Raw genomic sequence first — 21558 nt, 5'->3', positions numbered from 1 at the left:
CGGTGTGCCAGCGGCTTGAGGCATAGTCTCCGCCTCTGCACGAGGAAGAAAAAGCGAGTAGATTTGGCCGCTATTATCGAAAAAATCGAACAATGAAAATCAGCCTGGACGCGTTGCAGATCCTGGATGCGATCGACCGGCGCGGCTCGTTCGCCGCCGCCGCCAAGATGTTGTTCAAAGTGCCCTCGACCATCTCCTACACGGTGGCCAGGCTGGAAGAGGACCTGGGTGTGCAGCTGTTCGAGCGGTTTGGGCCGAAGGCAACCCCGACCCAGGCCGGGCGCGAACTGCTGCGCGAAGGCCGCCACCTGCTGCGCGCGGCGCAGGAGCTGGAAGTGCGGGTGCAGCGGGTGGCCTCGGGCTGGGAATCGGACTTTGCGATCGGGCTGGATGCGATCCTGCCGACGACACTGCTGCAGGCGCAGATCCTGGCGTTTTACCAGGTGGCCGACAGCACGCGGCTGCGGGTGCTGAGCGAATCGCTATCCGGCGGTTGGGAGGCCTTGCTGGACCGGCGGGTGGACCTGATCGTGGCGGCGGGCGAGGGGCCGAGCGGTGGCGGCTATGTGGCCGAACCGATCGGCAGCGTGCGGTTCGTGTTCGCGGTGGCGTCCAGCCATCCGCTGGCGGGCGCCAACCTGCCGGGGCCGGCCGAGCTGGCCGACCACCGGGCGATCGCGGTGGCCGATTCGGCACGGCGGTTGCTGCCGCGCACCGTGGGCCTGTTGTCCGGGCGCGATGTGCTGACCGTGCCCGACATGCACACCAAGCTGCTGCTGCAGCTGGCCGGTGTGGGCTATGGCTTCCTGCCCGAGCCCTATGCGCGCGGCGCGTTGCAGGATGGGCGCCTGCAGGAGGTGCCGGTGGAGACACGCAAGGCCGATGAAACCTTCTACCTGGCGTGGCGGCCGGGCGAGGAGGGCGAGGCCCTGAACTGGTGGCGCCAGGCGCTGCGTCGCCCGGGGCTGTTCGAGCGCTGGTCGCAGTCGCTGGCTGAAACGTATCGTTCCGTTGCCGCCGGGCAGTCGCGCGGTTAGGCAAGCGCGGATAATGCCTGCTTGCCGTCGCGCAGGATCCCCGCATGCAAGGCTTGATCGAACAGTACGGATTGGCACTGGTGTTCGCCAACGTGCTGGCGTTGTCGCTCGGGCTGCCGGTGCCGGCACTGCCGACGCTGGTGCTGGTGGGCGCAGGCTACGCGCTGGCGGGCGGCGGCGATGCCTGGCTGGCAGGCCTGGCGGCGTGGGGGCTGTCGGTGCTGGCGAGCCTGCTTGGCGATCTGGCCTGGTATCTGGCCGGCCGCCGCTTCGGCAACCGCACCTTGCAGTCGCTGTGCCGCCTGTCGTTGTCGCGCGACACCTGCATGAAGAAGACCGAGCGGTTCTTTTCGCGCTGGGGCGTGCGCGTGCTGGCAGTGGCCAAGTTCGTGCCCGGCCTGTCGATGGTGTCGGTGCCGATGGCCGGTGCCAGCCAGGTACGGCTGGCGGCGTTCCTGCGCTACGACGCGTTCGGGGCCGCGCTGTGGGCGCTGGCCGGCCTGAGCCTGGGGGCGCTGTTCGCCGACCAGGTGCAGGACGTGTTGGCGTTCCTGTCCGAGCTGGGGTCCGGTGCGGTGGTGGTGCTGGCGGCGCTGCTGGCCTGCTATGTCGGTTGGCGCTGGTGGCGCCGGCATAGCCTGCTGCGGTCGCTGGAACAGGCGCGCATCGCGGTGGACGAACTGCTGCCGTTGCTGGATGGCGATGCGCAGCAGCGCCCGACGGTGCTGGACATTCGTGCACCCGGGTACCGCGATCTGCAGCCGTACACGATTCCCGGCGCCGTGTTCGCCGATGAGCGACAGCTTGCGCAGATCCTTGCCAGCGTGCCGCGCGAACGTACGGTGGTGATCTATTGCGCGTGCCCGGGCGAAGTGTCTGCCGCATGGCTGGCCGGGCGCATGCGCGCGCGCGGCTATCGCGACGTGCGGCCGTTGCTGGGTGGGCTGGACGCATGGCACGCCGCCGGCTACCCGGTGACCTCGTTGCCGCCGGTGGTGGTGGCCGTCGACGTGGAGGCGCGAGGTGCGACGATGTGATCATCGGCGCGCGCGTGCGTGAAAGGAGCGCGGCGATCAACGACCGACGGTGCCACGGCCTGCGCGGTGGTGCGATCGGCGACGATGCTGCCTCATCGATGAATCCGGGCCAGGACGACAGGCAAAAAAAAGACCAGCAAGCTGGTCGTTTTCTTCAAGATTGGTGCGCCCGGAGAGATTCGAACTCCCGACCGCCTGGTTCGTAGCCAGGTACTCTATCCAACTGAGCTACGGGCGCATATCTTGTTTTTGTCTTGCCCATCCGATGCGTTGCAAGCGGACGTTTAACTGGAAAAAAACAGCGCTTCACTGCTGTCTTTTTGTACTTCTCTGAAGATGGTGCGCCCGGAGAGATTCGAACTCCCGACCGCCTGGTTCGTAGCCAGGTACTCTATCCAACTGAGCTACGGGCGCCTCGTCAGGAGCGGAATTATGCGGATGCCCGCATGGGTCGTCAATCCCTTTGTGAACTTCGGGTGCCGTCGACCGCGTTGTTTCGCATACCCAGCAGCGCTGCAGCCACCGCGGCGGGCGCTTTCATCCAGGCGAAATGATCGCTGCGCACCCCAAGTTGTAGATCGTCCAGCGGCTGCACAGCGGCTGGTGCGTGCGGCATCTTGCGCAGCAATGTCTGTAGCGCTGCAGGCGGGCCGAAGTGATCGCGGGCAAGGGTCACCGCCGTGATCGGCACGGTGAGCGCGCCCAGCGCGCGTTCCAGATCCCATGCGGTGCCTGCGGCGCGATAGCGATTGCTGCGACCGACCCGGGCCCAGTCGGCGATCAGGCTGCGCGCCTCGGTGCCGGCAAAGCGCAGCGAGCGCCCATGCAGCACGCCTTGCACGCGTGCCAGCCAGGGCAGGAGGCGATACGCCACTGGCAGCCCGTAGCGCATGGGGCGCGGGAACCGTCGCCAGTACGGCGAGCCGCTGGCGACCAGCCACAGCTGCGCGATGCGCGCCGGCTGCAAGGCTGCATGGCAGCAGGCCAGCTGCCCGCCCAGGCTGTGGCCGCCGACGATGTGGGGGTGCTGCGGATCGTGCAGCGCCATCAGCGCATGGCTGGCCGGGATGTCATCGGCCAGCAAGCTGCGAAAACCCCAGTCGTGCTGGCGCGATGGGCGCAGCGTGCTGCTGCCGTTGCCGCGCCATTCGTGCAGATACACCGCGATGCCTATGGAGGCCAGCGCCGTCGCAAAAGGCAGGTAATGCCGTGCCGCCACGCCCAATGCCGGCAGCCACAGCGGCGAGGCGACCGGCTGTACGGGCGCGCAGCGGATCACCTGCCAGCGGTGTCCATCCGCCGCACTGGCGGTCAGGGTGTGGCTGTGCACGCTCATGCGCCGGGCGCGGCGCCGAAGTGGTCGAGCACCAGCACCTCGCCATGGCCCGGGCGCTGGCCGATGCGGATGGCGCGCGCCACATAGTCGATGCCCGCTTCGCAGGCGTTGAGCAGCGACAGGCCCTGGCACAGCTGTGCGGCGATCGCCGCCGACAGGCTGCAGCCGGTGCCGTGCGCATCCACCTGCAGGCGCGGATGCAGGAACACGTCCTGGGTGACGCCGTCATCGAAGCGATCGATCACGCGCGCGCCCTCCAGCAGGTGACCGCCCTTGAGCAGCACCGCCTGTGCGCCGAGATCGAGCAGGGCCGCGGTGGCGTGCTCGGCGGCATCCGCATCGTCGATGCGGCGGCCGGTCAGCAGCTCGGCTTCGGGCGTGTTGGGCGTGATCAGCGTTGCCAGCGGCAGCAGGCGGCTGCGTAGTGCGTCCAGCGCGGCGTCCTCGAGCAGGCGCGCGCCGCTGGTGGACACCATCACCGGGTCCAGCACCACGAACGGGGGGCGATACGTTTCGAGCAGGTCGGCCACGCAATGGATGACCTCGGCATTGGCCAGCATGCCCAGCTTCACCGCCTGGATCTGGAAGTCGTCGAAACAGGCCTGCACCTGCGCCTGCAGGAAGGCGACCGGCGGAACATGCACCGCGGTGACCGCACGGGTGTTTTGCGCGGTCAGCGCGGTGATGGCAGACAAACCATGCACGCGATGCGCGGCGAAGGTCTTCAGGTCGGCCTGGATACCGGCACCACCGCCGGAATCGGAGCCGGCGATGGTCAAGGCGGACAGCGTGCTGGGCGTGGTCATGTGCCGATTCTGCACTGCCCGGGCGGCGCCTGTGCACAAGCGGATGCGAGGCGTGCGCCCGCTGGCGCGAAGCAGCCTCGCGTCAGGGACTGCCGTTGACGGCGATTTCCGAAAACGCCCCGGTCTGCGGGTCGTACAGCGCACCCCAGAACGCGCTGCCACCGTCGCAGACCCGGATCGCCTCCCGGGCCGGCTTGACCGGCGGGTCGTTGGGCAGCTTGAAGGCGTTGATGTAGATCAGCTGCTGGCCCTGGATCACCACGCCCACGTACTGGCGGTCGTACTCGCGCGGTTCGGCAATGGTCGGGGTCAGTGCATCCTGGCGCGACTCCAGCAGTTCGATCTGCTTCGGGCTGGGTGCCCAGTAGCCGCTGATGCGTCCGGGCTGGCGGGCGGGGCTGTCGCGCGAGCAGGTGTCCAGCACCTGCTCGGCGATGCCCTGGCGGCTGATGATCCAGGACTGCCCGCTCTTGAGGTTGGTCGGCACGCTGGACGGCGAGGGCGTGCTGGCGCAGCCGCCCAGCGCGATCGCCGCAAGCGCCAAGGCGCCGCGCAGGGGGCGCATCACAACACCTCCGAGGCGAAGTCGGCCAGGCGCGAGCGCTCGCCACGGCGCAGCGTGATGTGCGCGCTGTGCGGCCAGGCCTTGAAGCGGTCCACCGCGTAGGTCAGGCCCGAAGTGGTTTCGGTGAGGTAGGGCGTGTCGATCTGTTCGACATTGCCCAGGCACACGATCTTGGTGCCGGGGCCGGCGCGGGTGATCAGCGTCTTCATCTGCTTCGGGGTGAGGTTCTGTGCCTCGTCCAGGATCAGATAGCGCGACAGGAAGGTGCGCCCGCGCATGAAGTTCATCGAGCGGATCTTGATGCGGCTGGCGAGCAGGTCGTTGGTGGCCGCGCGGCCCCACGAGCCGCCTTCCTGGTTGTGGGTGAGCACTTCCAGGTTGTCGGTCAGCGCGCCCATCCACGGGGTCATCTTTTCTTCTTCGGTGCCCGGCAGAAAGCCGATGTCCTCGCCCACGCTGACCGTGGCGCGGGTCATGATGATTTCGCGGTAGCGCTGCTGGTCCATCGTCTGCGCCAGGCCGGCAGCCAATGCGAGCAGGGTCTTGCCGGTGCCGGCGGTGCCGAGCAGGGTGACGAAGTCGATCTCCGGGTCCATCAGGGCATTGAGCGCGAAATTCTGCTCGCGGTTGCGCGCCGCGATGCCCCATACCGCGTGCTGGGTGTGGCGGAAGTCGTCGACCAGGCACAGCGTGGCCTTGCCGCCGCCGACCCGCGCCACCCGCAGTTCCACCTCGTCGTCGCCGGGCAGGTACAGGTACTGATTGGGATACCAGTCCTCGTCCTCGGCCAGCACGATCTCGTAATGGGTGCGGCCACGCTCGTTCCAGCTGCGCAGGTCTTCGTTGTGCTTCTGCCAGAAATCTTCCGGCAGTTCGACTGCGCCGGTGAACAGCAGGCTGAAATCGTCCAGCGCGCGGTCGTTCTGGTAGTCCTCGGCGACCAGGCCGCTGATGTAGGCCTTGATGCGCAGGTTGATGTCCTTGGACACCAGGATGACCGGCACATCCGGGTTTTCCTCGCGCAGCGCCAGCACCGAGGCCAGGATCTTGTTGTCCGGCAACATCGCGCCGAAGGTACGGCCGGGGTCGATCGGGTGGATCTGGAAGTACAGCCGGCCGATCGCCGCCTGGCCCTTGAGCTGGATACCTTGCGGGTGGCTGAGCAGGATGCCGGCCTGGATCTGCTCGGCATTGGTGTTTTCCAGCAATTCGTCCAGGAAGCGGCTGACCTGGCGCGCGTTGCGGCTGACTTCGGAGGTGCCCTTCTTGGCGTTGTCCAGCTCCTCGATCACCTGCATCGGCAGGAACACATCGTGTTCCTCGAACTTGAACAGCGCGGTGGGATCGTGCATCAGCACGTTGGTGTCCAGCACGTAGATGCGCTTGCCTCGGGTCATTGGGTCTTCCAGGTGATGGAGCAGGGGCGAGCCATCACGCCTGCCGGGGCAGGGTGATGGAGGACGCGGGAAACGAGGGATGTCACTGTTTGGCGTGCGCCTTCAACGCAGCCAGCACGGCGTCGGCATGGCCGGCCACCTTGACCTTGCGCCATTGCTGCACGATGCGCCCCTCGGGCGAGAGCAGGAAGGTGCTGCGCTCGATGCCGAGCACCTGCTTGCCGTACATGTTCTTTTCCTTGATCACGTCGAAGGCGCGGCACAAGGCCTCGTCGCCATCGCTGACCAGCGGGAAGGCGAACCCCTGCTTGGCGCAGAAGTTGTCGTGCGACTTCACCGAGTCGCGCGAGACGCCCAGCACCGCCGCGCCGGCCTTCTTGAACTGCGGCAGCAGCGCGTTGAAGTCCAGCCCTTCGGTGGTGCAGCCCGGAGTGCTGTCCTTGGGATAGAAGTACAGCACCAGCCACTTGCCGGCGTAGTGGCGCAAGCTGGTCTGCGCGCCGCCGGACAGGGCCAGCGGCAGGTCGAGGGTTGCGGCGGAAAGTTCGGTTGCTGCGTCGGTCATCATTGCTTGGCCTAAAGGGGAGAGGCGGTCGGCGGCCGATCAGGCCGGGCCGACATCCATCCCATCATAAGCAGCCACATGGAAACGTTTGGCGAGCGCATCGAACTTTGCATTGCGCTGATGCAGCGACTCCAGCGTGTGATGCTCGCGCTTGTCCACGTGCAGGAAATACGACTGCTCGTCGTCGCCATCGTCTTCGTCGCGTTCGCCGAGGAAGATGTCGATGACGCGGTAGCCGTCCTTGGTCAGTTGTTCGGCCAGCTGTTGCAGCGGTTGTTGCGCCGGGTCGGCGAAGAAGTATTCCCAGCGCAGCGGACCGTCCAGATTCCAGTCGGTTTCCGAGCGGATGTGGTCGAACATCTGTTTCAGCGCGGACAGTGCGATGGCCATGGAGAACTCCTGCCTCAGAACTTCATCGGGTCCATGATCGCGTCGAGATTGAGGTGATCACAGAATTCCAGGAAATCGTCGCGCAAGGCGGCGATGTGCATGTTGGCCGGCACGCCGATGGTCACCTGCGCCGAGAACATCTCCGCGCCGGTCTGCATCGCGCGATAGCGGGTGCTCTGCAGGTTTTCGATGGTGATGCCCTGGCGGTCGAAGAAATCGGCCAGCTGGAACAGGATGCCGGGCTTGTCGGCGGCAATCACTTCGACGATGTAGGGCAGCAGGTTGGACTGCGCCTGCTTGGGGCCGGTGCGGTACCACACCAGTTTCAGGCCTTCCTCGCGTTCGAGGCGGGTCAGCATGGCTTCGAGCTTGGCGACCGAGTCCCACGAGCCGGTGGCCAGTGCGGTGACCGAGACATCGCGCCCGACCGTGGCCAGGCGGGCGTCCACGAGATTGCAGCCGCTGTCGGCGATGCGGCGGGTGACGGGCAACAGGGGGGACTCCGGATGCGTCGTGTAGGCGTTGATCAGGAGGTGGTTTTCGGTCGGCGAAGGCCGGGGAGTGGAGTCGGTCAAAGGGGCTTCCGGCATTGCATCAGGCTGAATGGCCGCCCGGGCAGGCGCCCTGGCGGTGACCAGCATACTTGCCCGTGCTTTCGCGCCGCAAGTAACATGCAGGTGGTCTCAACCCGCGCCCGCGCGGGCCTTTCCTGTCACGTAAGAGCAGCAGAATCTTGTCCCTTTCCGGCATCATCACCGCGCTGGCGACCCCCTTCGGTCCCGATGGCGCACTCGACCTGGATGCCTGGCGGCGGCTGCTGGAGCAGCAGCTGCACGGTGGTGTGCAGGGAATCGTGGTCGCTGGCTCCACCGGCGAAGCGGCCGCCCTGAGCGACGACGAATACGACACGCTGCTGCGTGCAGCGGTGGCCCAGGTGGCCGGCCGCGTGCCGGTGGTGGCCGGTACCGGCCTGTCCGGCACCGCCAAGACCATTGCGCAGACGCGCCGCGCCGCGGCGCTGGGCGCTCAATACGCGCTGGTGGTCACGCCGCCGTACGTGCGCCCGACCCAGGCTGGGTTGAAGGCGCATTTCCAGGCCGTGGCCGATCAGGGCGGGCTGCCGGTGGTGCTGTACAACGTGCCCGGCCGCACCGGTTGCGACCTGCTGCCGGAGACGGTGGCCGAACTGGTCGATCACCCCAACATCGTCGGCATCAAGGAGGCGCGTAGCGAATCCGAGCGCGTGGCCGCGCTGGTGGCGCTGCGCAGTGGCTCCTTCGTGGTACTCAGCGGCGACGATGGCAGTGCGGCGCAGGCGATGCTGGCCGGCGCCGATGGTCTGGTTTCGGTGGCCTCCAATGCCTTGCCTTCGGCCTACCGCCGCCTGTGCGATCTGTCGCGCAACGGCCGGCGCGAGGCCGCCCTGGCCTGGGACGCACGCCTGAGCGAGTACCACAGCTTCTGCGGTATCGAATCCAATCCCATCCCGGTCAAGGCGCTGCTGCAACGCGCCGGGATCGGGCAAGGCCTGCGCCTGCCGCTGCTCCCACTTTCCGCGGCGCACCAGCCTGCCGCCGACCGCCTTGCCGCCGACGCCATTGCGTTGGAAGCGCTTTCCAGCCGCGAAATGCTCGCGGCCTGACCCAGGAGATCTATCGATGCGTCATTCCGTTTCCCCCGTCCGCGTGCTGTCGCTCGCGTTGCTGGCGACCGCCACTGTCGCTGCCACGAGCGGTTGCAGCTGGTTCAAGAAGGGCGCGCGCGGCGACTATGCGCTGGCACCGGAAGCCCGCCCGCTGGAAGTGCCGCCGGATCTGAACCTGCCCGACACCTCCGGTGCGATGAAGGTGCCGACCCTGGCCTCCACCGCGCAGCAGAACACCAACATGCCGCCGTCGGCGAGCGCCAACAGCGGCTTCAACGTGCCGGGCGAGCGCGACGAGGTGTTCGCGAAGGTGGGCGCCGCGCTGGCCGATATTCCGGGCCTGACCATCGCCAGCAAGGCGCAGATGCTCGGCTCCTACGACGTGAGCTACGAGGGGTCCAGCTTCCTGGTGCGCGTGGTCAAGGTGGAAGCCGGCAGCTACGTGTCGGCGGTGGACCCGCGTGGCATGCCGGCCACGGCGGCCGCGCCGGTGGCGGTGATCTCCTCGCTGAAGAGCAAGCTCGGCGGCTGAGTGGTCTCGGCACCGCTGGACAGCGAAACGGGCGCCTGAGGCGCCCGTTTCGTTTTGCGTCGCTTGTGGTGATGGCGCTGGGCGATTGCGCCAGGAACAGGCGGCCTCAGCGCTGCAGCAGCGGCAGCTTGTTCGGCTTGCCGTCCCATTCGGCGGCATCGGGCAGCGGCTCCTGGCGCACGGTCAGCACCGGCCAGGCCTTGGCGAGCTCGGCATTGAGCGCGACGAAGGCCTCCTGGCCTGCCGGCACATCGTCTTCCGGATAGATCGCGTTGGCAGGGCATTCCGGTTCGCACAGGGTGCAATCGATGCACTCGTCCGGATCGATGACCAGGAAGTTCGGGCCGACGTGGAAGCAGTCCACCGGGCAGACCTCGACGCAGTCGGTGTATTTGCACTTGATGCAGTTTTCGGTGACAACAAAAGGCATGGCGGAATCCGGCGTTTAGCCTGACAATTCTAAAGCAGTCCGGCGGTGGGTGTGGGGTTGGCGATCGTTGGGGTTGGCCCGCGATCCTGGTGGGCGGCTGCGTGCCGTCCTGTGCAGGTGGTGCCTGTCGGTTGGTGAGCTTGGCTGATGGCGGTGCTCGCTTGGAGCGGTGTTGGGTGAGTTCGTCGAGTTGGCTGCCTGCCGCCGTACCCTCACCCCAACCCCCGCTCTGCGCCCCGGCACGCGCCCGCGGCGCTGGCGCTCCAAGGCACACGCGCCAGTGGCGCGTAAGCCGTGCCTTCTCGCCCCGCAGGGAGAGGGGCTTTAGCTCCTTCTCCCTTCGGGAGAAGGTGGCGCGCAGCGCCGGATGAGGGGCGCCTCGGAAGTTGTCACCGCCTGCGACGTCAAACGCGTCGCCACGCGCCTTCACGAGTGACGCACCAAGTGGCGTTGTGGCTTTGCCACGTATCCTCACCCGGACCCGCGCTCTGCGCCCCGGTCCGCGCGGGCGGCGCTGGCGCTCCAATGCACACGCGCCAGTGGCGCGTAAGCCGTGCTTTCTCGCCCCGCGGGAGAGGGGCTTGCCTCAAACCAGCCCGCGCTGCCTGGCCAGCGCGAACAACCCTGTCGCCGCCAGATCTTCCGGGTGCAACTGGCTCTCAACGCCCAGATGCTGCAACGCCAGTGCGTAGCGTTGCGCCAGCGCGGGGCTACCGACAAGGTGCACGGTGGCGTGCGTGCCGCGGTGCTCGCGCAGTTCGTGGCCGATCAACAGGCCAGACAGGTACGAAGGCAGGGCCTGCGCGTCCAGGCGGTCGAACAAACCCAGCGTGCGAGTGCCAAACAGGTGATGGCTGAGCCCGCCCGCTTCGGCGCTGCGCTCGATGCCGAGCAGGAACGCAGGCGCGTCGAGCTCGGCATGGGCGTCGGGGATCAGCTTGCCGAGGATGCTGTGCTGGCACAGCACCGCGTACAGCTCGCCGGTCATGACGGTGGCGAAGTCGGTCAACTGGCCGTTGGCGAGCGTGGCCCACTTGCTGTGGGTGCCGGGCAGGCAGGCCACGTGGTCGCCCTGGCCCAGGCTGGCGAGCAGGCCGACCAGCTGGGTCTCTTCGCCGCGCATGACGTCGGGCACGCCGGTCCGCTCGCCGGTGCTGACGCCGGGCACGAACCACAGCGTGCGGCCGGGCAGCAGGTCGTCGTAGCGGCGCATGGCCGCGGCCAGGGTGGCGGTGTCGGTCGGGCAGGGCAGGTAGGCCTGTTCGACCCAGCCATTGCGGCTGCCGATCATGCCCGAGAGCAGCACCGGACCCTCCCAGCCGTCGATCAATGCGCTCAGCACGTCGGCAAAACGGCCCTGGCAGGCGAGGATGCCGTCGCTGCCGCGACGTTGGTCGAGCACGGCGCCACTGGCGTCGAGCAGGTAGGCGCGCAGACTGCTGGTGCCCCAGTCGATGGCGATCATGCGCTGGCCACCCGGCTTTCGGGCAGGCCGGCGATGGCGAGGTCGCACACGAACAGGCTGCCGGCCTCGGGCATGCGCGCCAGTTCTTCGGCGCTATGGTCCAGGCGCGAGGAGATCACGTGCAGGCGATCCAGCGCCGCGCCGCCGAACGCACCGCAGGTGGGGTGCTTGACCGGCAACTGCACGATGCGCTCCACGCTGCCGTCGGGGCGGTAGCGCACCACGCGGCAGGCGCGCCATTGCGCATTCCACAGATGGCCTTGGCTGTCGATGATCGAGCCGTCCGGTTCGGCGTCGTCGCGGTCCAGGGTGGTGAACACACGCGTATTGCTGGTCTGCGCAGTCTCCGGGTCGTAATCGCAGCACAGGATCTGCGGGCGCACCGAATCGCAGTAGTACAGGGTGCGGCCGTCGAGGCTGAAGCAGATCGAGTTGGGGATCGAGACGCCCGGCAACGGCAAGGCGCGCAAGCCGTGCCTGAGCGAAAACTGGTAGAACGCGCCGCGTGCGGCCTTGCTGTCGTGTTCGTCCATGGTGCCGAACACCAGATTGCCGTGCCGATCCACGCGGCCATCGTTGCTGCGCGTGAGCGGGTTGTCGGCTTCGATGTCGGCCAGCTTCTCGAAGGCAAGCGCGTCTGCCTCGGTATTGTCCGGGTCGACGATGCCGATGGCCTTGGCCAGCGCAACCAGCACGCGGCCATCGTCCATCAGGCCCAGGCAGCCCGGGCGATCGGGCAGCGTCCAGTAACGCGATTGCGCGGTGGCCGGATGATGCCGCCACAGGCGCTTTTCAACGATGTCGACCCAGTACAGCGCCTGGCGCTGTTCGCACCACAGCACGCCTTCGCCGTGCGTGCAGCGGCTGTCGACCGCCAGTACGGCGGTGTGTTCGGGCGTGCTCACCATTCGGCGATGCTGCCATCGGCGTGACGCCACACCGGGTTACGCCAGTCGGGCGGATTTTCGTTGGCGCGCTTGAGCATGTCTTCGTCGATCTCCACACCGAGCCCGGGCTTGGGCAATGCGGCGATACTGCCATCGATACACTGGAAATCGTCCTTGTTGACGACGTAATCGAGCAGGTCGGCGCCTTCGTTGTAGTGGATGCCGATGCTCTGTTCCTGCAGTACCGCATTGTGCGAGACGAAGTCCACGTGCAGGCAGGCGGCCAGCGCGATCGGGCCGAGCGGGCAATGCGGGGCGAAGCCGACATCGTAGGCCTCGGCCATCGCGGCGATCTTGACGCATTCGGTGATGCCGCCGGCATGCGACAGGTCCGGCTGCACCATGCCGATGCCACCGGCGCACAGCACGTTCTTGAACTCGAAGCGCGAGAACATGCGCTCGCCGGCGGCCAGCGGAATCGAGGTGCTCGCGGCCAGGCGCGGGTAGTACTCGGCCTGTTCGGCCAGCACCGGTTCTTCGACGAACAACGGCTTGAACGGCTCCAGCTCGCGCAGCAGCGCCTTGGCCATCGGTGCGCCGACGCGGCCATGGAAGTCGATGCCGAAATCAATGGCGTTGCCGAAGGTTTCGCGGATCTCGGCCACCTTGACCACCGCCGCATCGACCGCGCGCGCGCTGTCGATCAGCTTCATTTCCTCGGTACCGTTGAACTTGAAGGTGTCAAAGCCCAGCGCACGGTAGTCGGTGATCTGCTGGATGATGGCGCCGGGGCGGTCGCCGCCGACCCAGCGATAGGTCTTCATGCGATCGCGTACCAGCCCGCCCAGCAGCTCGTACACCGGCACGCCCAGCGCCTTGCCCTTGATGTCCCACAGCGCCTGGTCGATACCGGCGATGGCGCTCATCAGGATCGCGCCACCGCGATAGAAACCGGCGCGGTACATGGTCTGCCACAGGTCGTTGATGCGCGCCGGGTCCTTGCCGACGATGTAGCCGGCCAGTTCGTGCACGGCGGCCTCAACGCTGCGCGCGCGGCCTTCGATGACAGGCTCGCCCCAGCCGGTGATGCCCTCGTCGGTCTCGACCTTGAGGAACAGCCAGCGCGGTGCGGCGTGGTAGGTGGTGAGGCGGGTGATCTTCATCCTTGCAGTTCCTGGTAGGCCTGCACGAACGCGCGTGCATGCGTCTGGGTTGTTTCGAGGGATTGGCCGGGTTTGTACAGTTCGCCGCCGATGCCGGCGCCGGCCGCGCCCTGGGCCATGAAGCCGGCCAGGGTCTGCGGGCTGACGCCGCCGACCACGTAGACCGGGATGTGCGTGGGCAGCACCGAGCGCAGCGCGCGCACATGTGCCGCGCCATACGTTGCCGCCGGGAACAGCTTCAGGATGGTGGCACCGGCGTCGATGGCGTCGAAGGCTTCGCTGGCGGTGGCGAAGCCGGCCACCACGGTCAGCCCGCGCGATACCGCATGGCGGATCAGGCTGGGGCGCGTATTGGGGGTGACGATGAAGCGCGCACCGATCCCGGCCAGGGTGTCCACGTCTTCGTTGCGCAGCACGGTGCCGGCCCCGATCCAGGCGCGCTCGCCATAGGTCTGCTGGGCCAGGGCAATGCTCTGCTCCCAGCGCGGCGAATTGAGCGGGATCTCGATCGCATCGAAGCCGGCGTCGATCAGCGCGCCGACATGGGCGGGCGTCTCTTCCGGCGTGATGCCACGCAGGATGGCGATCAGCGGCAGGGCGAACAGGCTGGCGGTGGTGTCTGAGGTCATGCGGTTACTCGCGATAGAGCGGAAAGCGGCCATTGGCGGCCAAGCGGCCGGCAACGTCGGGGGAGCTTGCGCAACTGCGCAGGCGACAGGTCGCCGCCGATGCGCAATCCGGGAAGAAAAACGAAGTGCGGTGGCAGCGCCGCGATGCGACGCCGATGGGCACGCCCGGCATGCACACGCATGCCGCTACGGCCCGCAAGCGGCCGGCAAGTTGCCGTCATCGTCGTCCACCTCCGCGGTCATGGCGTGCGTGTTATCGCCTGGTCGAGGCGGGTCACGTCTGTTCTGGCCGCGCCCGGGAGGTAGAGGCTCCTGTTGCGGCGAGCGCTAGCCTCGCGCGGTGAGATATGTGCTGCAAATGAAATTTTCGGCATATTCTATTCCTCCGACGAATACACGGCCGCAACCGCACCCCATGGCAAATTCCGGTACTCCCTGGTTCAACGCAGCCCGCCTGAAAACCCGTCAACTGTTGCTGCTGCTGCATCTGCACGAACAACGCTCGGTCCTGCGCGCGGCCGAGGCCGCCAGCATGACGCAACCGGCCGCCTCCAAGCTGCTGGCCGAAATGGAGGACATGCTGGGGGTGAAGCTGTTCGAGCGGCATGCCCGGGGTGTCGAGCCGACCTGGTACGGACATGTGCTGATCCGGCGCGCCCGCGCGGCCATGTCGGAGATCGGCCGCGCGCAGGAGGAAATCGCCGCCCTGCGCGCCGGACGGATGGGGCAGGCGTCGATCGGCACCGTGGTCAACCCGGGCACCAACCTGGTGCCGCAGGCCATTGCCGAGGTCAAACGCGAGTTTCCCGACATCCTGGTGCGGGTGGAGATGGACTACAGCCGCCCGTTGGTGGCCAAGTTGCTGGATGGCCAGCTGGATATCGTGATCGGCCGCATCCTGGGGCCGGAAGGGGTGGGCGAGCTGGAGTTCGAGCCGCTGGCCGACGAGCCGCATTCGGTGATCGCCCGCGCCGGCCACCCGCTGGCCAGCCGCGCCGGCCTGCAGCATGCCGATCTGGTGCGGCATGGCTGGATCCTGCCGCCGGCCGACAGCGTGCTGCGCGCACGGCTGGATTCGATGTTCATGGAGCATGGCGTGCAGACGCCGACCAATGCCATCGAAACCTCGTCGCTGCCGGTCACCTCGACCCTGCTGCGCGGCACCGACATGCTGACCGCCTTGCCGGTGGAGTCGGTGGCGCCGCTGATCCAGGCCAAGTTGCTGACTGTGCTGCCGATCGAACTGGGCGTGCGGATGGAGTCCTTCGGCATCATCCGTCGGCGCGATTACATCCTCCCGCCGGGTGCCGAGCGGATTTTGCAGGCGCTGCGCTCCACCGCCAGGCGCCTATACCCCGCGCTGCGCGGGCCGGAATCCCTTGCTTAACAGGCTCTTCCATTTGTATTCCTTGAGGTAATACCAGGCTGTGAATTTTTCATTGGCTGGCGCTAGACCGGACGCCTATATCTGTGCGCCAGATCGCACGCTGAAGCGCACGTGAAGTCGGGCAGGTGATCGGCGGCCAAGCCGCCTTGTAGGAGTTAAGTGGGGGCGGGCGCCAGCGCCTGTTCTGCTCGATCACGCGGCGCGCCTTGCGTCGCGACAACCAGTCTTCAGTCGTCTTGCGTCCTGGGAGGGATTCAGATGTTCAAGTTTTCAAGCCATGCCTCGGCGGGAACGGGCGTGCGCGCGCGTTATCTGTCGCACCTGCCGCGTTCGGCGATGGCCGTGAGCATCGGGCTGTTGCTCGCTGCGCCGGCGTATGCCCAGCAGGCCGCATCCCAGCAGAGCGCACCCTCGGGCAAAGCCAGCAGCGCGGTCGACCTGGATACGGTGGAGGTGCGCGGCGTGCGCGCCAGCCTGATCAAGTCGCAGGTGATCAAGCGCGATGCCGCGCAGATCGTCGATTCGGTCAGCGCCGAGGACATCGGCGCCTTGCCCGACCGCAGCGTCACCGAGACCCTGCGGCGCGTCAGCGGCGTGACCATCGACCAATTCGCCGCGCGCAGCGACCCCGATCACTTCTCCGCCGAAGGCAGCGGCGTGATGATCCGTGGCCTGACCCAGGTGCGCGGCGAACTCAACGGGCGCGACATCTTCAGCGCCGGGAGCGGCCGTGGCCTGAGCTTCGAGGATGTTCCGGCGGAACTGATGGCCGGCGTGGACGTGTACAAGAATCCGTCGGCCGAAATCATCGAAGGCGGCCTGGGCGGCACGATCAATCTGCGCACGCGCATGCCGTTCGACAATCCGGGCCGCATCATCGGCGGCAACGTCGACGTCAACTGGGGCGACATGAGCAAGAAGTACAAGCCGTCGGCCTCGTTCCTGTTCAGCGACCGCTGGCAGACCGGCGTGGGCGAGATGGGCTTCATGTTCGACATCGCGCATTCGGAACTGGCCACCCGCTCGGACGGCATCCAGACCGAGCCGTACGTTCGCCGCAGCGATGCGCCGGTGCTGGCCGGTAGCAATCGTAGCGAGGTCTACGTGCCGGGCGGCGTCAATTGGCGGCAGCTGGACTACGAACGCAAGCGCAACGGCATCGCGGCCTCGTTCCAGTGGCGTCCCAGCGATTCCACCGAGATCTATGCGCAGTACCTGCGGTCGCGCTACGACATGAACTGGCAGGAGCGTGCGGCGTTCTTCAACGATGGCACCAACAACATCGTTCCGGCGCCGGGCACAACCTTCCGCTACGACCAGGATGGCGTGTTCCAGAGCGGCTCGCCTTCTTCCAACTCCTGGCGTGGCCTGCTCACCGGCGACGGCGTGCGTTTCAACACCGACAACCGGTACTCCGCGCAGCGCACCACCACCTCGGATCTGTCGGTGGGCTTCAGCCATTACCTCAACGACAACCTGCAACTGAAGGGCGATCTGCAACTGGTGCAGTCGGAAAACGACCAACTGGATTTCACCGTCTTCAGTGCGATCTATCTGCCGGGGCTGAGCTACGACGTGTCCGGCCGCTATCCGCGTATCACCATCGCCGATCCGGCGTTCGCCGGAACCCAGTCCAATTATTTCTGGGCTGCGGCGATGGACCACCTCGGCAGGAACGAGGGTCGCCAGTTCTCTGCGCGCGTGGACCTGGAATACACCTTCCAGGACAGCGACTGGTTGCGCTTTGCGCGCTTCGGCATGCGCTCCACCGACCGCAACCAGATCAACAAGAACTCCGGCTACAACTGGGGCGTGCTGTCGGACAACTGGGCCGCGGTGCCGGGCACGCCCAATGGGCTGGCGATGATGTCGCAGTTCCTGCCCAACGAGTCCTCGCAGTTCGCCTTCTCCAATTTCTTCCGCGGCAAGGTTGCCGTTCCAAGCAACCTGTACTTCCCCAATGGCGGGCTGGCCACCAACTACGCCCGGGCTTCGCAGCTGCTGTCGCAGCAGATCGTCGCGCTGCGCGGCTCGGGGTGGGCGCCGGACATGTATCGGCCGCAGGACACCAACAACCAGTTCGAACGCACCCAGGCGGCCTACATGGTGGTGTACTTCGGCAACGATGAAGCGTTGGGCGTGCCTGTGGACGGCAATGTCGGCGTGCGCGTCGTGCAGACCAAGGCCGAGGCCGAAGGCTTCGGCCAGTTCCAGGACATGAGCCAGCTCAACGTGACGCCCGAGCTGCAGGCGCGCTACCGAGGGCAGTATTTCGAGAACAACTCGCAAGGCAGCTACACCAACGTGTTGCCAAGCCTCAACCTGCGCGCGCGCCTGACCGATTCGCTGCAGTGGCGTGTCGCCGCTTCCAAGGCGATGGCGCGACCGGACTACACCCAGCTGCAGCCGTTCATCCAGCTGTCGGTGGATACCGATCCGTCAGGCAATCCGATCGGCTTCGTGGGCTCGGCCGGTAATCCCATGCTCAAGCCGATGCGGGCCAATCAGTTCGATACCGCGCTGGAGTGGTACTTCGATACCAGCGACATGCTGTACGCCACGCTGTTCTACAAGAAGGTGAAGGACTACTTCGCCACCCAGAACCGCACCGAGATCTACGACAACCGCGAGTGGCTGGTGACCCGGCCGTACAACATGGACGAAGGCACCATTCGTGGTGCGGAGCTGGGCTACACGCAGTTCTTCGATTCGTTGCCGGGCTGGCTGAGCGGATTCGGCGTCAATGCCAACTTCACCTTCGTCGACAGCCGGGGCGGCGTGAACACTGCGACCGATCCGTACACACGTACCAACGTCACCGGGGTGCAGCTGCCGCTGGAAGGTTTGTCGCGGCGCAGCTACAACCTGGCCGGTATCTACGAGAAGGGGCCGCTCTCGTTCCGTCTGGCCTATAGCTGGCGCTCGCGCTACCTGTTGACCACCAGCGACGCGGCCACGCGCCTGCCGACATGGTCGGACGACTACGGCCAGCTCGACGGCTCGTTCTTCTATCGTTTCAACGAGCATCTGCAATTGGGCATCCAGGCCAACAACCTGACCAACACCGAGACCAAGGTGTTGATGGGGCCGACCTCGTATGCCGATGGCGAGGTCGATACACGTTTGTACACGCGTAGCCAATTCGTCAACGACCGGCGCTACTCGCTGGTGCTGCGCATGAACTGGTAAGTGCGCGCAGTCACGCCTCGACTGTGAAGCCAACCGCGCAGTCGAGGCTGTTTTCGCGCTGATCGGCAGGTCTGGCCCGCAATGCCAGACCTGTCAGGTTTCGCGCGGTTGCTATAGGTTTAAAGAATAGATTTCCAGGAATATTTCATTGGTGTGGCATGACGGCCGCACCCTATGCTCCCGCCGCAGTCGCAGGTCTGCCCGTCAGGGCGACCACGCATCCGCATGACCGGCAATGGCCGGATGGCGGATGCAGGCCAGCAACAACGACGGGCAGGGCGTTTGCGCACCGGCCCGCTAAAACGAGCAGTACATGCGTCCTGGGAGGGAGCACCATGTCAGTGCAACATCGCCACATTCCGGCAGGCCGGGCTGTGGGTCAGCGTTCGATCCGTGATTTCCGCCGCTCCGTGATGGCCATCAGTGTGGCCACGCTGTTGAGCGCGCAGGCCTATGCGCAGGATGCGAGCACCACTGCGACACCGGCTCAGGACCCCACCACCCAGCAGCTGGACACGGTGCAGGTCACCGGCACGCGCAGCAGCGTCACCAAGGCGCAACTGGTCAAGCAGAATGCCGAACAGATCGTCGACTCCATCGTCGCCGAAGACATCGGCAAGCTGCCCGACAACAACGTCGCCGAAGCATTGCAACGCATCTCCGGCATCCAGATTTCGCGCAACTACGGCGAAGGCAGCTCGATCGCGATCCGCGGCCTGACCCAGGTGCGTACCGAACTCAATGGTCGAGACATCTTCACTGCCAACGATGGCCGTGGCCTGAGCTTCGAAGACGTGTCGGCCGAGCTGCTCGGCGGCGTCAACGTCTACAAGAATCCGTCGGCCGACATGATCGAAGGCGGGCTGGGCGGCACCGTGGACCTGCGTACGCGCCTGCCGTTCGACTACGACGGCCGCAAGATCGCCGGCAGCGTGCAGTATAACCATTACGATCTGGCCGACGACGGCAAGCCGGCGTTCTCGGGCCTGTTCAGCGATCGCTGGCAGACCGGCATCGGCGAGATCGGCATCCTGGTGAACTACTCGCAGCAGAAGAGCCCGTTCCGCCAGGACACCATCTCGATCGAGCCGTGGTACACCCAGACCGATCTGCCGGGCTATGAAGGCCAGGGCGTATCGGTGCCGCATGGTGCCGGCATCAATACCACCGTCGGCGAGCGCGAACGCAAGACCGGTGCGTTCGCGATGCAGTGGCGTCCCAACGACGATGTCGAGGTCTATACGCAGGTGCTGCGGTCGGACTACGACTTCAGCTGGCATGACTATTCGTTCTTCGCGCTGACCGGTGCGAGTCCGATGCAGGGTCTGCCTGGCATTCAGGTCAACAGCCGCAATGAATTCGTCAACGGCTCGTTCCAGAATGTGCCCACCGAATCCAACACCAGCCTGACCGAGCGCCACTCGGTGACCACCGACTACTCGCTGGGCGCCAAGTGGACGGTCAACGAGAAGCTGACCCTGAGCACCGACTTCCAGTATGTCGATGCCACCACCAAGGGCACCCGCTACATCATCGCCACCGGGCAGGACACCAGCCCGCAGTTCAACGTCGACTTTCGTGGCGATCTGCCGCGCCTGTCGGTGACCGATGCCAGCGGCGCAGAAGGCTACCTGGCCGATGTCAACAACTACGACGGCTGGCGCTGGCACCTGGACAACAAGGACGACAACAAGGGCACCGAGTTCGCCTGGCGTTCGGACATGGATCTGGCGTTCGACAGCGATTTCGTGCGCAGCTTCAAGGCCGGCGTGCGCTACACCGACCGCGATGCCGAGACCAAGGGCAACGTGTGGCGCTTCATGTGCATCAACGATTGCTCGGGCACGCCGTTCTCGCAGTTCCCCAGCATCGGTCTGGTGGCCAACCCCATCACCGACTTCTTCCGCGGTGAGAGCAGCACCTTCGGTCGCACGCTGACCGCCTCGGACGCAGCGGTGGCCAATTACGAACAGAGCCTGGCGACCTTCGGTGCCAGCCCGCTGGAATTTGCGCCCAACAACATCAACACCCAGAACGAGAAGACCTACGCGGCCTACGGTGTGTTGCGCTTCGGCGTGGATGGCGACATCCCGTTCGACGGCAACATCGGCGTGCGCGTGGTGCGTACCGAAGTGGGCTCGCAGGGCGTGCGGACCGGCACCGATGCCGAAGGCGGCGGCCTGATCCCGGTGGACGCGCAGCAGACCTATACCGACGTGCTGCCCAGCTTGAACCTGCGCTGGATGCTGAGCGACCAGCTGCAGTGGCGGTTTGCGGCGTCGCGCGCCATTTCGCGCCCAACGTTCGACAAGCTCAACCCCAACCTGAGCCTGAGCACCGGTACCTCCAACGGCGCCTCGACCTTCACCGGCAACGCGGGTAACCCGAGCCTGGAAGCGGTCAAGGCCGACCAGTTCGACACCGCGCTGGAGTGGTATTTCGGCCAGGGCTCGATGATGTACGGCACCGTGTTCTACAAGAAGGTGGAAGGTTTCATCGCCAACGCCGTCTTCAACGAGGTGTACGACGGCCAGGTGTGGCAGATCACCCGTCCGGTCAACGGCGACTCGGGCAAGATCCGCGGTGCGGAACTGGGCTATACGCAGTTCTTCGACTTCCTGCCGGGCTGGCTGAGCGGCTTCGGCCTGCAGACCAACTACACCTACGTCGACAGCGAGGCGCCGAGCCCCACCGCCACCGATACCAATGGCCAGGCACTGACGGTGCCGCTGGAAGGCCTGTCCAAGAACAGCTACAACGCGATCCTCAGCTACGAAAACAAGCGCTTCCAGGGCCGCGTGGCCTACAACTGGCGCAGCGACTGGCTGGTGACCACCGCGGGCAACGGCACCGGCAACCTGCCGGTCTACAACAAGGGCTTCGGCCAGCTGGATGCCTCGCTGCGCTTCAACCTCAATGATGTGTGGTCGATTTCGCTGGATGGCGTGAATCTGCTCGACACCCGCCGCGAAAGCTACCTGGGTAACGAGTCGCGCTACCGCGACTTCGTGATCAACGATCGTCGGTATGGCCTGACACTGCGGGCCAGCCTGTAGAACGCGCCGTAGGAAGTGCGTCTCCGGTCCGGCGAGCTGTGC

Annotated in this window: 19 protein-coding genes and 2 tRNA genes; 7 read left to right on the top strand and 14 right to left on the bottom strand. The window is 66.2% G+C overall.

Annotated elements, in window-relative coordinates; all coding sequences use genetic code 11:
* Window positions 1-92 precede the first annotated feature (92 nt).
* Window positions 93-1037, top strand: coding sequence for a LysR family transcriptional regulator (locus tag ACCQ05_RS12670; protein WP_372390634.1), 945 nt, complete (start codon window positions 93-95; stop codon window positions 1035-1037).
* 44 nt (window positions 1038-1081) lie between these two features.
* Window positions 1082-2074 (top strand): DedA family protein/thiosulfate sulfurtransferase GlpE, encoded by a 993-nt coding sequence (locus ACCQ05_RS12665; protein ID WP_372390632.1) that lies wholly within the window; start codon window positions 1082-1084, stop codon window positions 2072-2074.
* A 161-nt stretch (window positions 2075-2235) separates the two neighbouring features.
* On the opposite strand, the gene ACCQ05_RS12660 is transcribed toward ACCQ05_RS12665, so the two are convergent.
* From ACCQ05_RS12660 to ACCQ05_RS12620, 9 genes are all read right to left on the bottom strand, one after another.
* Window positions 2236-2312 (bottom strand) — tRNA-Arg (locus ACCQ05_RS12660).
* A 99-nt stretch (window positions 2313-2411) separates the two neighbouring features.
* Window positions 2412-2488 (bottom strand) — tRNA-Arg (locus ACCQ05_RS12655).
* A gap of 40 nt (window positions 2489-2528) precedes the next feature.
* Complete coding sequence (locus ACCQ05_RS12650) at window positions 2529-3410, bottom strand: alpha/beta hydrolase family protein (RefSeq protein WP_372390630.1); 882 nt, start codon at window positions 3408-3410, stop codon at window positions 2529-2531.
* On the bottom strand, window positions 3407-4216 hold the full coding sequence (gene thiD / locus ACCQ05_RS12645) for a bifunctional hydroxymethylpyrimidine kinase/phosphomethylpyrimidine kinase (RefSeq protein ID WP_167394517.1): 810 nt from the start codon (window positions 4214-4216) through the stop codon (window positions 3407-3409). Before thiD ends, ACCQ05_RS12650 begins: the two co-directional genes overlap by 4 nt.
* Window positions 4217-4298: 82 nt before the next feature.
* A complete protein-coding gene (locus tag ACCQ05_RS12640) occupies window positions 4299-4781 on the bottom strand; it encodes a hypothetical protein (RefSeq protein WP_372390628.1) in 483 nt (160 codons plus the stop codon).
* Window positions 4781-6178 (bottom strand): PhoH family protein, encoded by a 1398-nt coding sequence (locus ACCQ05_RS12635; RefSeq protein ID WP_104540448.1) that lies wholly within the window; start codon window positions 6176-6178, stop codon window positions 4781-4783. Before ACCQ05_RS12635 ends, ACCQ05_RS12640 begins: the two co-directional genes overlap by 1 nt.
* Before the next feature lie 82 nt (window positions 6179-6260).
* Window positions 6261-6743 carry a peroxiredoxin gene (locus ACCQ05_RS12630; RefSeq protein WP_372390626.1) on the bottom strand — a complete coding sequence of 161 codons (483 nt, stop codon included), beginning with the start codon at window positions 6741-6743 and terminating at the stop codon, window positions 6261-6263.
* Window positions 6744-6782: 39 nt separating this feature from the next.
* Window positions 6783-7133 (bottom strand): ribonuclease E inhibitor RraB, encoded by a 351-nt coding sequence (locus ACCQ05_RS12625; protein ID WP_372390623.1) that lies wholly within the window; start codon window positions 7131-7133, stop codon window positions 6783-6785.
* A 14-nt stretch (window positions 7134-7147) separates the two neighbouring features.
* Complete coding sequence (locus ACCQ05_RS12620; RefSeq protein WP_011036914.1) at window positions 7148-7774, bottom strand: glycine cleavage system transcriptional repressor; 627 nt, start codon at window positions 7772-7774, stop codon at window positions 7148-7150.
* Window positions 7775-7866: 92 nt separating this feature from the next.
* Here ACCQ05_RS12620 and dapA point away from each other — a divergent pair, with 92 nt between their 5' ends.
* Together dapA and ACCQ05_RS12610 are read left to right on the top strand one after the other, a co-directional pair.
* Complete coding sequence (gene dapA / locus ACCQ05_RS12615) at window positions 7867-8775, top strand: 4-hydroxy-tetrahydrodipicolinate synthase (protein ID WP_372390621.1); 909 nt, start codon at window positions 7867-7869, stop codon at window positions 8773-8775.
* A 16-nt stretch (window positions 8776-8791) separates the two neighbouring features.
* A complete protein-coding gene (locus ACCQ05_RS12610) occupies window positions 8792-9310 on the top strand; it encodes a hypothetical protein (RefSeq protein ID WP_372390619.1) in 519 nt (172 codons plus the stop codon).
* 106 nt (window positions 9311-9416) lie between these two features.
* Here ACCQ05_RS12610 and fdxA read toward each other — a convergent pair whose 3' ends face one another.
* From fdxA to ACCQ05_RS12585, 5 genes are all read right to left on the bottom strand, one after another.
* Window positions 9417-9740 carry a ferredoxin FdxA gene (fdxA, locus tag ACCQ05_RS12605; RefSeq protein WP_039404267.1) on the bottom strand — a complete coding sequence of 108 codons (324 nt, stop codon included), beginning with the start codon at window positions 9738-9740 and terminating at the stop codon, window positions 9417-9419.
* Window positions 9741-10326: 586 nt separating this feature from the next.
* Entirely contained in the window at window positions 10327-11205 is an 879-nt protein-coding gene (locus tag ACCQ05_RS12600; protein ID WP_372390617.1) for a 2-dehydro-3-deoxygalactonokinase, read from the bottom strand.
* Window positions 11202-12113 (bottom strand): SMP-30/gluconolactonase/LRE family protein, encoded by a 912-nt coding sequence (locus ACCQ05_RS12595; protein WP_372390615.1) that lies wholly within the window; start codon window positions 12111-12113, stop codon window positions 11202-11204. Before ACCQ05_RS12595 ends, ACCQ05_RS12600 begins: the two co-directional genes overlap by 4 nt.
* The gene (gene dgoD / locus ACCQ05_RS12590) at window positions 12107-13255 is read right to left on the bottom strand and encodes a galactonate dehydratase (RefSeq protein WP_104540455.1); all 1149 of its coding nucleotides are present in this window, start codon (window positions 13253-13255) and stop codon (window positions 12107-12109) included. The genes ACCQ05_RS12595 and dgoD overlap by 7 nt, the downstream gene beginning before the upstream one ends.
* Complete coding sequence (locus ACCQ05_RS12585; RefSeq protein ID WP_372390613.1) at window positions 13252-13884, bottom strand: 2-dehydro-3-deoxy-6-phosphogalactonate aldolase; 633 nt, start codon at window positions 13882-13884, stop codon at window positions 13252-13254. The genes dgoD and ACCQ05_RS12585 overlap by 4 nt, the downstream gene beginning before the upstream one ends.
* 415 nt (window positions 13885-14299) lie before the next feature.
* Here ACCQ05_RS12585 and ACCQ05_RS12580 point away from each other — a divergent pair, with 415 nt between their 5' ends.
* The 3 genes from ACCQ05_RS12580 (at window position 14300) to ACCQ05_RS12570 (ending at window position 21516) form a co-directional block, all read left to right on the top strand.
* A complete protein-coding gene (locus ACCQ05_RS12580) occupies window positions 14300-15271 on the top strand; it encodes a LysR family transcriptional regulator (protein ID WP_372390611.1) in 972 nt (323 codons plus the stop codon).
* A 258-nt stretch (window positions 15272-15529) separates the two neighbouring features.
* Window positions 15530-18460: a TonB-dependent receptor gene (locus tag ACCQ05_RS12575; RefSeq protein ID WP_372390609.1), complete on the top strand. Its 2931-nt coding sequence runs from the start codon at window positions 15530-15532 to the stop codon at window positions 18458-18460.
* Window positions 18461-18795: 335 nt separating this feature from the next.
* Window positions 18796-21516, top strand: coding sequence for a TonB-dependent receptor (locus tag ACCQ05_RS12570; protein ID WP_372390607.1), 2721 nt, complete (start codon window positions 18796-18798; stop codon window positions 21514-21516).
* The last annotated feature ends 42 nt before the right edge of the window (window positions 21517-21558 follow it).

This window comes from Xanthomonas sp. NCPPB 3582 (genome assembly GCF_041475735.2).
Classification (GTDB): Bacteria; Pseudomonadota; Gammaproteobacteria; order Xanthomonadales; family Xanthomonadaceae; genus Xanthomonas; species Xanthomonas codiaei.
Note: the sequence above shows the minus strand (reverse complement) of the source record. Positions and strands in the feature narration are given on the sequence as shown.